The sequence below is a fragment of the Paenibacillus sp. J22P143 genome (assembly GCF_059692035.1).
On sequence record NZ_JCAUAQ010000007.1, the window covers coordinates 72,286 to 85,774 of the forward strand.

The following is a 13,489-nucleotide window of genomic DNA, read 5'->3' on the forward strand; positions in this document are numbered from 1 at the left end:
AATGAACATACCCCTTCCGAATGCTAACTTTGGACATACGTAATATACGAATCACGACAATCGGCGCTTCGGCGAGAAGATTTACCTGACTGAAGAGAAATCTCCCTCTATTGAAAACGCCTCCATTATTAATTCAACAACTGCTTCGTTCACCTCCTATCTCCTAACTGTAAGCAATTAGGCTGCATAAATGAACTTCTTATCTCATTAAAAAGTTCATTTTCGAGTGAACAAGCAGTTCTCTTTTCATACATTTGTTCACTAATTACTAAAACAGAGAAGAAGAACATGCGGTTATTCCGCATGTTCTTCTTCTCTGTTACGCACCTTCGCATTACTTCGATACTGATTAGGCGTCACGCCATATGCCTTTTTAAATAAAGTAAAAAAATGGCTGCGGCTGACAAACCCTGATTTTTCCATAATATCGTTAATCGTTTCCTCTGAGTTAGCGATCAGTTCACTTGCATATCCAAGCCGAACATGATTGATATAATCGGTGACAGAAATGAGCCGATGCTTCTTGTATAATTTACCTAGATATGGAGATGATAAATCCACCTTTTCAGCAATTTCTTCTAAAGATAACGCTGGATTTGCGAATTCTGCATGAACGATCTGATTTACGTCCTCAATCAGTTTGATGTATTTATTGTCTTTTTTAGTTTCAAGCTCTGACGCTAAATGGTCAAACAACTCATGAAAGTCGGCCTGGATCTGTTCTAACGTTTCCATTTTTTGAAGAGCTGCCAGGTAGGTATTGAAATTGAAATTCACTTTAATCGCGTAATTAGCTTCAACGATTTCAATCGCATGACGAATCGATAACAATAGTCGGATGAGCACTGAATTTAGCACTGTATAACTATAACGCGAAGCCTCCTGGATCACGCTTGACAACACTTGTTTTGCTTCAGCAAATTGGCCCTGAATTAAGGCATCTGCCAGTTCCTTGTCCTGGTCCTGCGGATATTTAAACTCATCCGTCTGAATGTCTATACGGTCGTAAGAAATTAATGCTTTATGCCCAAGAATTAATCTGTAATTGGATAAATCAAGTGTTTTCAAGTAATGAAAGTTGATGGTATCCAACATTTGAAATGGTTCGCTGAAGGTAAACGAAATCGATACATTCAAATATTTTTGTGTATTTTCTTGAATCCCATTGACAAGTGAAACTAGACTGTCATCCATAGATGGCAAATCCAAACCATTGTAGTTCATCCAAATTAAGATCTGATCCTCTTCGATTTCAACACATTCATGTTTATATGTGCTAGACATCAGCTCAGAAATAATGTTAATCATGCCGAATTTCAATAAGCCTCGATCCTTTAAGCTAAACGCCGAACAAAAATCCGCAAAACGATCAATTTTCACTAGTAAAAGCAAAAACGAATCTGCCGGCTCAAGCTTAATGTGATAGGTATGGAAGCGCTTCTTGAGAGCTTCAACAGACATCCTCTCATTAGAACGTACCATTCTTCGCAGGAAATTTTGTTTTCGATTGTAAAACTCATTTCTCTTCTCGGATTCCAACTCGATGTAGTTCTGAATGACGACGTTCATAGGCTTATATAGTCTTCGCGATAAATAAAACGATAGTAAGATACTTCCGACAATGAAACAAATAACAAGTAGATAGGTTTTTTGCTTCATACTTTCGACATCTTGGACGATGCTATGATAGGGAGTAATGCTAATTACTTTCCAGCCAAAGGCATCGGTGACTGCATATGTAATAAATGAATCCACACCATCTACATTCAAGCGCAGGTTTCCGCTGGATTCCTTTGATGATTGAATTTTTTGAATATAGTCCTCTTCATTTAGATCACTGAGCAAAGGATGCTTGCCATCTCCCGACATTAACCTTCCATCACGATCAATGATAAAGATGCGATTGTCATTTTTATGGTCGGACGAGCTGATCGTTTGTTTGATCGACTCTTCCGAGATATTAAGAATAATGGCTTCGCTGACTTTACCGCTCTGAACTTGCGAATCGAAAAAAAGATAAGAATACACATAAATATCTTTCTCTGCGTTTGATGAAATTCCATACATAATATTAGGTATTTGTCTTAGAACAATACTATGAGATCGATTATGCAGAATGTCGTACAAAATCGAAAAAATCCCCATGTCTTCAAAGTTTGAACGGTCATAAACAAATTTCTGGCTTGGCAACGCATGAATTTGACTTCCATTATAAATATAGATCGATTGTAAAAAAGGATAGATGTTTTTATAAGATGCTAACTTGTCCTTATATTTAATGTAGTCTCCGGGATTTACATCCGAATACAGCAAGTCCTTAATTGTATCATCAAAAAAAGCTGTCGTTGCAACCGACCGAGCTGCTTGTGCCATTACGCTTACATTTCGACTTGTATTCTGCAAGTCGTTTTTTTGTTGATTATAAACCATTTGAAGAGCAAAGCTTTCAAAGTTCTGGGTTAAAAACGAAGATTGTACGAAAAGAAGCAATACTGTACTTAGAAGAAATGGCAGTAAAATTGTAAGAAACAGTTGATAGGGGTTTTTCATGCTGAATTTTTTGAACACAAGTAACAACTCCTTCTTCAAAAAGATTATCACAAAAACAATTTTTAATGAACCCTCTGCAAAACAATCGAGGTTATTTCCCTAATTTAAGAACTTACTAATCAATTCAGAACTCGCATTTTGACTCCGAATTGAACTTTTCCGTGATATCAGAAATTGTTTTTTGAAAGAGGCACAGGCTAAGATAAAGCCAGAGGTCAGCCACCAAGCATTTCGACAAAATCTAGTTAAAGGAGCAAGGATCACATTGATAAAAACCATACTTAAGTCTCAGAATACGAAAAAGAATGTTCAGCTAACTATGTTAGCGTTTCCAGCCATCCTCATTATATTCGTGTTTTCTTATATCCCTATGGGCGGGATATTCATCGCTTTTAAAAACATCAACTATACAGATGGCATCTTTCACAGCCCCTGGGTCGGTTTCGACAATTTCAAGTTTTTTTTCACATCTAGCGATGCATGGATCGTGGTGAGAAATACCTTAGCCTACAACTCCATTTTTATCGCAGTCGGTACGTTTCTCTCCGTGTTGTTTGCCATCCTTTTGAATGAAATTGTGAGCAGAAGGCTTCTAAAAGCGTATCAAACCATATTTTTCTTTCCGTATTTCTTTTCGTGGGTCATCGTCGCTTATATGGCTTATTCTTTTCTAGGCCCGCATGGCATTATTACTTCTTATATGGAACGGTTAGGTAATTTTTCGTTTGATTTTTACACAGAGACTTGGATCTGGCCTATTTTATTAACGTTAATTAACATTTGGAAAGGTCTAGGCTATGTAAGCATCATCTTTTATGCGGGCATCCTAGGTATCTCACAAGAGTATTACGAAGCTGCGGCTATTGACGGCGCATCTAAATTTCAAATGGTTCGAACCATTACTATTCCGTTGCTCATGCCGCTAATCACAATTATGACTTTATTATCTGTAGGAAAAATCTTTTACTCCGATTTCGGCTTGTTCTTCTTCGTACCGAGAGAGATCGGCCAGTTGTACCCTGTAACGCAAGTTATTGATACGTATGTGTATCGTATGCTGAAAGTTTCCGGAGATATTGGTATGTCATCAGCAGTAGGTCTATTTCAATCTACAATGGGATTCATCATTGTGTTGATTAGCAATTATATCGTGAGGAAAGTAGACGAAGAGAACAAATTATTCTAGAACAACAAAGAGGTGAGCACATGCTGGCAAGAAAAACGTGGCCTCAGGTCATGATTAACCTACTATTCATCCTGTTCAGTCTCACATGTATTATTCCGCTTATTTCCATTATTTCCGTTTCATTCAGCAACGAAGTCGATATTGTTAAGAATGGATATCAATTATTCCCACAAATATTTGATACTACGGCATATGCTTACATTTTGTATCAACCTGTACAGCTATTAAACGCATTCAAGGTTTCTCTATTTGTTAGTTTTTTCGGTACATTCGTTTCAGTTACAGTCATGGCAGGCATTGCCTATGCGCTGTCTCGTGAAGACTATAAATTAAAAAACTCTCTAAGTTTTTATGTCTTTTTCACAATGCTGTTTAACGGTGGACTCGTTCCGACCTACATCTTAATTACGAATTATCTGCATTTGAAAAATACGATCTTTGCGCTTATTCTTCCCTATTTGGCTATTCCTTGGTTTATCTTGATTTTGAGATCCTTCATGCAAAAGATTCCGCTCAGTATCATTGAATCCTGCATGATTGACGGAGCAAGCGAATTCAGAATCTTTTTTCAAATCATTCTACCGTTAGCTAAGCCTGGGCTTGCAACAGTTGCGTTATTTATGCTTTTACATTATTGGAATGATTGGTGGCTAAGCTTGCTGTATGTTGAGAAAGAAAGCCTCGTTCCTCTCCAATATATGCTATATAGAATGATGAATAATATTCAATATCTAACCAGTGCAAGCAACATGATGCCGCCTAGTATGAAAAATGCCGATCTTCCCTCGGAATCCGCCCGTATGGCTATGGCCATACTTGCCGCTGGTCCGATGTTAATTGTGTTTCCATTTTTCCAAAAATACTTCGTCAGAGGCCTTACAGTAGGTGCAGTAAAAGGGTAACTTAAACATGGTTAAATCCATTTTAAGAATATAATGTTTACAAACAAAAGGGAGGATTTTGTATATGTACAAAAATTTAAAGCTAGTAAAACCAGGTCTAGTAGCAGGTAGTATGCTTCTCGCAATCAGCATGATGCTTTCCGCTTGCGGAAGCAACGGGGCACAAGAAACAGCAAGCCCATCTGCCAAACCAGCTGAATCTGCCCAAGCCGCTGTCACACCGACGACTCTTCCAGAAGTTAAACTGACTTGGTACTTCCCAGGAAACTTCCCGCAGCCTGAGCAAGATAAAGTATTTGCCGAAGTGAATAAAATCTTGAAAGCAAAAATTAATGCAACCGTGGAATTCAAACCGTTCGCATTCGGTGAGTATGATCAGAAGATGCAAGTCGTCGTTGCCTCAGGCGAACCGTATGACATTGCCTTTACTGCAAGCTGGATTAACAACTACAGCCAGGGTGTTGCAAAAGGCGCCTTAATGCCGCTTGATGATTTACTTGCTAAATATGCTCCTAAATCATTTGCTTCTGTGCCAAAATCAATGTGGGACGCTACGAAAGTGAAAGGCAAAATTTATGGATTTATCAACCAACAAATCTCTGCCAGAACACCAGCTCTAATGTTCCCGAAAGATCTGACTGAGAAGTACAAGCTAGATGTCAAATCTGTAAGCGGCAAAATCAATGCAGACACGCTAAACCTGCTGGAGCCTTATGTAACGAGCGTGCATAAAGACGATCCAAAGAAAGCATTCATCACTTCCTTTAATTCATTTGGCGATTTGTTTAATCTTGATTACATTTCCGGCTTTAACGTTCCGGGTGCGGTTGATTATTCTGATGGATCACTAAAAGTCGTTAACCAGTATGAAACTCCGCAAGCTAAGAAATTCGCAGCTACAATGAGAGATTGGAACGCCAAAGGATTATTGAATTCCAAAGACCGTATTTCTCAGAAAACGGATGATTGGACAGATGCGAAGGCTGGCAAATGGGCAATGAATATCGGCGGCGCTTACAAACCAGGCGGTGATATCGGTGAAACAGCTCAAGCTGGTTATCCGATGGTCGATGCTCCTGCCGGTACAGCAGCTCTTACAACAGGCGGTATTACTGCAACAATGCAAGGTATCAACAAAAACTCGAAAAATCCTGAAAGAGCTATGATGGTTCTTGAGCTTCTGAATACAGACAAAGATCTTTACAATCTGTTGAACTTCGGTATGAAAGATAACCATTTCAAGATCGATGCAGATGGATTCATGATTCCTGGCGACAATCAAAAAGCTTACAATCCACAAGTTGCATGGATGTTTGCTTCCAACTTCCTTGCTAACGTTGAAAAAGGTATGCCTAAAACGGTTTGGGACGACACGAAGAAACTGAACGAAACGGCAACACCTTCTAAATTACTAGGCTTTAACTTTGATGCAGAGCCAGTAAAATCCGAGATCGCGAAATCGAGCGCAGTTTATGACGAATACTCCAGATCCATTGAACTTGGTACTGCTTCCGAAGAGAAGTACAATGAGTTCTTGGCTAAACTAAAAACAGCCGGTTCCGATAAGATTATTGCTGAAATGCAAAAACAAATTGATGCTTGGAAAGCTTCAAAATAATACGATAACATGACAAACCCTGTCCACAGATCACATCTGATGGGCAGGGTTTTTATTATACTTTAAAGGTATACATCGATTCGTTCTGCCTAATTTAAGAACTCACTATGCAATTAAGAACTCGTATTTTAACTCCGAATTGAACTTATTCATGAGATTAGAAATTGTTATATGGATGAGATTCAGGCTACGATAAAACTAGAGGTTAGTTAGGTAGCTTAAACATGGATTTAAATCCATTTTAAGAATATAATGTTCACAATAAAGGGAGGATATTGTACATGTTCAATACTTTAAAACTAGGGAAACCAGTTCTCATAGCAGGCAGTATGCTTCTCGTAGTCAGCATGATGCTTTCCGCATGCGGCAGCAAAACAACGCAAGAAACAGCAAGCCCGGCTGCCAAAGTCGTTGAAACACCTGCGGCTCTTCCGGAAGTCAAACTGACTTGGTACTTCCCTGGCAACTTCCCGCAGCCTGAACAAGATAAAGTATTTACAGAAGTGAACAAGGTGTTGAAAGCAAAACTTAATGCAACCGTAGATTTTAAACCGTTCGCATTTGGTGACTATGATCAAAAGATGCAAGTCGTCATTGCCTCAGGCGAACCGTATGACATTGCCTTTACGGCAAGTTGGATTGCCAACTTCAGCCAAAATGTTGCAAAAGGCGCCTTTCTTCCTCTTGATGATTTGCTCGTAACCTATGCTCCTAAAACCTATGCTACCGTGCCAAAAGTGATGTGGGACGCTGCGAGAATAAAGGGTAATATTTATGGATTTGTCAACCAACAAATCTCTGCCAGAACCCCTGCCTTGATGTTCCCTAAAGAGTTGGTAGACAAGTACAAGTTCGATCTCCGTTCTGTAAGCGGAAAAATAAATATGGACACCTTAAAACTGTTGGAGCCGTATGTAACGAGCGTTCATAATGACGATCCAAAGAAAGCGTTTATTACTTCATTTGATCAAGTTGGCAGTGATTTATTTAACCTTGATTCCATTTCTGGCTTTAATGTTCCGGGTGCGGTCAATTACTCCGATGCATCTCTTAAAGTCATTAACCAGTTCGAAACTCCACAAGCCAAAAAATTTGCAGCTATGATGAGAGATTGGAACGACAAAGGTTTATTGAATTCCAAAGAACGCATTTCTCAGAAAAAGGATGAATGGACAGATGCGAAGGCTGGTAAATGGGCAGTGAATCTCGGCGGCGCTTTCAAACCAGGCGGCGATATCAGTGAAACGGCTCAAGCCGGTTATCCTATGGTAGATGCTCCTGCTGGAACAGCACATCTTACAACAAGCGGTATTACCGCTACGATGCAAGGTATCAACAGAAACTCGAAAAATCCTGAAAGAGCTATGATGGTGCTCGAGCTTCTGAATACGGATAAAGACCTTTACAATCTGTTAAACTTCGGTATCAAGGATAACCATTTCAAACTCGACGCAGATGGGTTTATGGTTCCTGGCGATAATCAAAAAGCGTACAACCCGCAAGTTCCATGGATGTTTGCTACCAACTTCCTTGCTAATGTTGAAAAAGGTATGCCTAAAACGGTTTGGGAAGACACGAAGAAAATGAATGAATCGGCAACACCTTCTAAATTACTAGGATTTAACTTCGATGCAGAGCCGGTAAAATCCGAGATCGCGAAAACGAGCGCTGTTTATGACGAATACTCCAGATCCATTGAACTTGGAATTGCTTCGGAAGATAAGTACAATGAATTTTTGGCTAAACTGAAGACAGCCGGTTCCGATAAAATCATTGCTGAAATGCAAAAACAAGTTGACGCTTGGAAAACTTCCAAATAATGGTATTTTATATCAAAAACCCTGTCCTCAGTTAAATGCTGAGGACAGGGTTTTTATCATTAATAGCTTACCTTATTTGAAATTGATATCTTTCGCATGCCAATGGTCGTGACGTATTTCGGTCGGCGTCCGATTCGTCCACTTTTTGATTGTACGAGCAAAATGATAGGAGGTCTTAAATCCGCATTGATTTGCGATTTCTGTAACAGTAAGGCCCGTGTTGATCAATAAATCCACACCTTGTTTAGAACGGTACTGCCATACATATTGCATCGGTGTTATTCCCAAATGACGGTGAAACAAACGGATTAAATGTTCCTGCGTAATGTTACCCGCCTTCGCGAGATCCGCAAGTGTCAACTCATCGCTAAAACTGCGATGCGCCAACGACCTAGCTAGGAAAATCGCAGGATGCTCGGCTTCAACCAAGTCCACGTTTTTTGCCTCGGCCGCATACAAATAAAGGGCGGACATTCCTAAAGATTGAATGACCTTTTCATATTCTGGCGAAGATCTATGTTTAAAAAGAATTAACTGATTGACCATGCGACTCATCTCTTGGCTAATCGGGATCATGAAAGGCAATTGAGCAAGAAATTCTCGAATCTCAATGGACCATGAGTCTACACTTACCGTTAACCAACGATGCCAGGTTTCCTCTTCCTTGGAGAATTCAAACTTTTCCCGATGTCCGGGTTGTAATAATACCAGATATCCTGGAAGTACTGTGTGGCATTTATCATCGATCCATAATCGCAGTGAGCCGGAATCCAATAAAAACAGCTGTAAATCTTGTTGAATCCGCGGTCCGAATTGACTGCTTGGCGGGTAAACAATCGTCCCTGGTGAAACTTTTACTATACGAAAAGGGGGGAAGATGGGATCAACTGTAGGTAGCAACGATGTAACCACTCCTTTGTCGAGACTGAATCTTTTATAGTAAGAAGATACCAGTCAAAAGGTTCTATGAGTATGAAGGACAATTATCGCACACATTGGCACATCGAAACAATTGTATTAGTTAAAGAACAGTCCCGCCCTTTTGAATGAAGGTGAGACTGTTCTTTTTAACTCTCTAGATATTACGCAGCTGCCATCAATAAGTCATCCAGCAACCGTACGGCTTCCCCATTTATGACAAAAACGTCCAAAATTCGACCTATTTGACTAGGCCATGAGGGTCAATAACAAACTTCCGAGAAACACCGCGATCAAACTCTTGATACGCATTCGGTGCTTCTGCAAGCGAAATTTTCGTTGCATTAACAGCTTTCGCAATTTGCGCTCTGCCGCTAAGAATCGCCATCATCAAATCACGGTGATATTTCATTACCGGGGTTTGTCCAGTAACGAACGTATGGGATTTCGCCCAGCCAAGTCCAAAACGGATTTTGAGCGTTCCGATTTTTGAATCCTCATCTACAGCACCCGGATCGCCAGTCACATAAAGTCCTGGAATACCTAAGCTTCCGCCTGCGCGAGTGACTTCCATAATCGAGTTAAGCACAGTAGCCGGCGCTTCTCCGTGTTGCTTCCCATGACCGTGGGCTTCAAAACCTACACAATCGATTGCGCAATCGACTTCTGGTGAGCCCAAAATTCGATCGATTTGCTCAGCTAAATTACTATTCTCACGCAGATTCACCGTTTCGCAGCCAAAGCTCTTTGCTTGCGCAAGACGTTCCGCATTCAAATCACCGACAATAACAACGGCTGCGCCCAACAACTGAGCGGAATGTGCTGCTGCCAAGCCGACAGGACCTGCACCCGCCACGTATACCGTGGAGCCCGGACGAACGCCCGCACTTACTGCGCCATGATAACCAGTAGGGAAAATATCCGAAAGCATCGTTAAGTCGAGGATTTTTTCCATCGCTTGCGCTTTATCCGGAAATTTCAAAAGTTGAAAGTCCGCGTAAGGAACCATCACGTATTCAGATTGTCCGCCTACCCAACCGCCCATATCTACGTAGCCATAAGCAGAACCAGGACGATCCGGATTCACATTCAGACATACATTGGTATTGCGCTCTTTACAGCTACGGCAGCGTCCGCATGCGATATTGAAAGGAACAGAGACCAAATCTCCCTTTTTGATAAATTCCACATCGCGTCCAACCTCAATCACTTCACCTGTAATTTCATGTCCTAAAATGAGTCCTGACGGCGCCGTTGTTCTTCCTCTCACCATGTGCTGGTCGCTTCCGCAAATATTCGTCGTTACGACTTTCAGAATAACGCCATGTTCGCACTTGCGACCTACGTTTAAAGGATTGACACCAGGACCATCGTGCAAAATAAGATCTGGATAGTCTGTATCTCGAATCTCTACGCTACCTGGTTTGTTATATACCACTGCTCTGTTTCCTGCCATATCCATATTCCTCCCAATTTGAACTATATTTCTCTCCAATTCCGCTATTTCACTACGATCGTCTGATTTAGCACCGGCGCAGTTACAGGGAACTGTAATCTTTCATCATCTTCTAAAATGGCTTCGATGTAATACTCGAAATCCTCGGCAGATTCCGGCAGGTGTGAAACATGATAGACGCTTCGATTGACATGTGCACATTCGACTTTCTGATAGGTTGTACTACCAAGAGTTCTCCAGTAAAAAGTTAATTGGAGAGGTTTCTGGCCTTTCTGGCCCAGTACAATCACTTTCAAATTCAACCTCTCGCCGCTGTTCAGACTTGTGCGGACAGTTGGAACGATTAAGCGTGTCTTGCCTGTATACTTCATGGAAGGAAGCGCATCTTGCGGCAGCGGTTCGCCTAGCCAATCTTCCAATTCTCTACCAGGTTTATGCAGTTGCAGCTGCATCGTTTGCTGCTGTATGTTGGCGAAAGTGCCTAGTTCTCCGGGCGTGTAGACACAATCTAGTAAATATTGATTGAGTTCGGCATATTGATGGATGAGCTTTTTGCGAATAGGCAGCAGCCGTTCACGGGCTACTATCCGTCTCTGTGTATCCGAAGCATCTGGCTGCAGGCCTTCCAGTTCAGCTTCGTACAATCCAAGTGTGCATCCGATTTGGGCCGTACTACGCAGATATCGGAATTGATTGAGCCAGTAATCGAATCGCTCCAAATACCCAGCGCCACGGATGTTGCTTCGTAATGCCTCAAATCGATTTATAAAGTCATATTGTGGTGATACATCTGCCCAAGACGCTCGATTGGCCACAATAGTGCTGCCAGGTCCTGTGACCCAGGTGATCGGACGTGGAAGTTTTCCGTCAAGTTCAGTAAACAACGCTGCTGCTTCAGCTGCAACATCAGGACCAAACTGAGCGTAAGCCCAATCCTGATAAAAGTCGGCAATCGGCAAGTCACGATCACGGATCTTCAACTCTGGAAGGTCGGCCTCATAGGAGCCAATCGCAGGACCCCCGCAGTTTATTTTTCGCGAATACGCATAGCCCTTGAATTGGTTAATATCGTCAGTCTGCCCATCAACCTCTATGGCACTTAGACAAGCTTCACCATTATGACTTTTGAACGTCAAATCGATGATGCCGTCAGACACTTTGAATTGTTCGATCACTCGCTCCAAAGGACGCATGTGACCACTTCCGGCAAAGATGTCCAGCTGATAAATCCTTTTGCCAATGTCACCATTTGTGAATACATCAAATATGCGCTTCCCGGACTCCGTCACGTCGCACTCCACAAATTTCAGCTTCAACGTATAGATTCCGTTTGGCACTTGAAGGCGGTACCCCTTCATCCCTGCTCGCATCGTTTGATAGACAGCTTCCTGTGTGCTTTCCGACTCCTCTACGGTCAACGATCTCCCGCCAATGGCACCTTCCGTCGTATAAGAATCCATCTCTTCCTGTTTGCCTAGGTTTGGATTCCAGTCTGACTGCTCCCAGCCTGCGTAGGCAAGTGTTGCTAGTGTCGGATCGATTACCTTCGTCCGCCAGTGAATGCCCATCAACCCATCGCATCCATAAGCCGCTGCATCCGCCGCATCCCGTCTTACACGTCCTGCCCATAATTGCGGCAAGTTCATCGCAGGATCGTCCTCGACCCATGGAATCGCCCACGTTGGACGGTCTTGGATCGTTTGGAATCCGGGCTCCACGAATTCATTTCCAAGATTCCGATTGATACAGCTGAATGGCACAGACTTAGGCAGATGGCGGTCAAATAATGTCCGATCCGTTTGAGGTCCAAGCACCCAGCCGCTAGTGGCTACTTGAATCGATGGGTTCACCTTCTCTGCCGCTCCAATGGCCAATTGAATATCACGCAAGGTGGTTTGCGTTTGTTCTTCGGTGTTTCCGCCCCATGTCCAATGCTCTGGCGTCCATAACCAGAAATAGTCCAGCGGATGGGTATTATTGATTCGAGTGAAAATCCCCTCATATAGCTGCTGAACAACTTTGGGGTCCTCGGGGTTCAACCCCTTCTCGATCAAATGCGATTTGACATCCTGCGGTATGGTTAGAGGTCCCTCCATCCCTAAGCAAGTCGAGATGCTGAGCTCTTGTGCATAATGAAACACTGACTCCAACAATCGTCCGAAACGATTGAAAAGCTCATTATTGGCCTCCATCGAGTCCGGCCAGGGAGCCATGCCTTGCATATAATCGGCTCCGTAATCATCTTTTTCGAACAGCTGATCACCACCATCGGTAAAACTTCCGGTTTTTTGCGAAGTATATCCCCACGCACCATTGATCGTCGTGTAGTGCCTGGATGGATAGCTGTGCGTTACATCACCGTTGTTTTTGGTGTCCTCCGGCAGCCCAATCCAAGTAGCTGGTTCTGCACTGGCGTATAGATTCGTACGAGGTCTCTCCGGGTAAGTATGCAGCCCAATAAAATTCATCCGAAGCTTAGGCAGTTGGGATAGCACGCTCTTATAGTCGTCTTCGTTCCACCAATCCGGTCCTTCTGGAAAATCGTGAAACGGAAGAATGCCTCGCAAATTAAAGATGGGGGTGCTTGTCTCATCAAGGTTGGGTAAGGATAGGGGAATCTGCCCATCAGGAACAATATCTCCGTGAAGAGAGAAGCGGATACCGAAATGTTCTATTGCACGATAAGCCGCAAAGAGTAATCCTCCTTTTCGTCCTCCCGCTACGACAAGCCAGTTCCCATTTGCAATTGTGAGCGTTTTCAACTTATAGCTTTGTTCACGTAATACTACATCTTGGATCTCTGGAAAAGCGATCGTATTCTTTATTAAATCATGATCAGGATACGCGATAATAAACCCACTGCTCCCTTCGGGAACACTGTCTGTAGATACCAAAGGAAGAAGGACAGATGTACGCAAATATATGTACCTGCGTATTTCTTTGGCAGCAAACACTTCTTCCTTGGATGCACTGCGCGAGTACACAATAATCGATGAATTAGGCATGTAAAGTCACTCCAATGTTAGATATGATGATTTC

At 42.3% G+C, this 13,489-nt stretch carries 8 protein-coding genes; 4 read left to right on the forward strand and 4 right to left on the reverse strand.

All coding sequences use genetic code 11. The annotated features are described in order from the left end of the window. Window positions 1-294: 294 nt before the first annotated feature. A complete protein-coding gene (locus AC58PQ_RS13655) occupies window positions 295-2,568 on the reverse strand; it encodes an AraC family transcriptional regulator (RefSeq protein ID WP_497242470.1) in 2,274 nt (757 codons plus the stop codon). Window positions 2,569-2,818: 250 nt separating this feature from the next. Here AC58PQ_RS13655 and AC58PQ_RS13660 point away from each other — a divergent pair, with 250 nt between their 5' ends. The 4 genes from AC58PQ_RS13660 (at window position 2,819) to AC58PQ_RS13675 (ending at window position 8,076) form a co-directional block, all read left to right on the forward strand. After that, a complete protein-coding gene (locus AC58PQ_RS13660; protein ID WP_497242571.1) occupies window positions 2,819-3,736 on the forward strand; it encodes an ABC transporter permease in 918 nt (305 codons plus the stop codon). Between the two features lie 20 nt (window positions 3,737-3,756). Further along, complete coding sequence (locus AC58PQ_RS13665) at window positions 3,757-4,638, forward strand: carbohydrate ABC transporter permease (RefSeq protein ID WP_497242471.1); 882 nt, start codon at window positions 3,757-3,759, stop codon at window positions 4,636-4,638. A gap of 64 nt (window positions 4,639-4,702) precedes the next feature. Continuing rightward, the gene (locus AC58PQ_RS13670) at window positions 4,703-6,256 is read left to right on the forward strand and encodes an ABC transporter substrate-binding protein (RefSeq protein WP_497242472.1); all 1,554 of its coding nucleotides are present in this window, start codon (window positions 4,703-4,705) and stop codon (window positions 6,254-6,256) included. 281 nt (window positions 6,257-6,537) lie between these two features. Further along, on the forward strand, window positions 6,538-8,076 hold the full coding sequence (locus AC58PQ_RS13675; protein ID WP_497242473.1) for an ABC transporter substrate-binding protein: 1,539 nt from the start codon (window positions 6,538-6,540) through the stop codon (window positions 8,074-8,076). A gap of 72 nt (window positions 8,077-8,148) precedes the next feature. Here AC58PQ_RS13675 and AC58PQ_RS13680 read toward each other — a convergent pair whose 3' ends face one another. The 3 genes from AC58PQ_RS13680 to AC58PQ_RS13690 form a co-directional block, all read right to left on the reverse strand. Then, window positions 8,149-8,976, reverse strand: coding sequence for a helix-turn-helix transcriptional regulator (locus AC58PQ_RS13680; RefSeq protein WP_497242474.1), 828 nt, complete (start codon window positions 8,974-8,976; stop codon window positions 8,149-8,151). Window positions 8,977-9,235: 259 nt separating this feature from the next. Then, window positions 9,236-10,450, reverse strand: coding sequence for a formaldehyde dehydrogenase, glutathione-independent (gene fdhA / locus AC58PQ_RS13685; RefSeq protein ID WP_497242475.1), 1,215 nt, complete (start codon window positions 10,448-10,450; stop codon window positions 9,236-9,238). Between the two features lie 44 nt (window positions 10,451-10,494). Then, window positions 10,495-13,455, reverse strand: a complete 2,961-nt coding sequence (locus tag AC58PQ_RS13690; RefSeq protein WP_497242476.1) for a malectin domain-containing carbohydrate-binding protein — start codon at window positions 13,453-13,455, stop codon at window positions 10,495-10,497. Window positions 13,456-13,489: the final 34 nt, after the last annotated feature.

Coding starts and splice junctions, on each gene's coding strand:
- AC58PQ_RS13665 (WP_497242471.1), top strand. CDS start 3,757: ATGCTGGCAAGAAAAACGTGGCCTCAGGTCATGATTAACCTACTATTC.
- AC58PQ_RS13670 (WP_497242472.1), top strand. CDS start 4,703: ATGTACAAAAATTTAAAGCTAGTAAAACCAGGTCTAGTAGCAGGTAGT.
- AC58PQ_RS13675 (WP_497242473.1), top strand. CDS start 6,538: ATGTTCAATACTTTAAAACTAGGGAAACCAGTTCTCATAGCAGGCAGT.
- fdhA (WP_497242475.1), bottom strand. CDS start 10,450: ATGGCAGGAAACAGAGCAGTGGTATATAACAAACCAGGTAGCGTAGAG.
- AC58PQ_RS13690 (WP_497242476.1), bottom strand. CDS start 13,455: ATGCCTAATTCATCGATTATTGTGTACTCGCGCAGTGCATCCAAGGAA.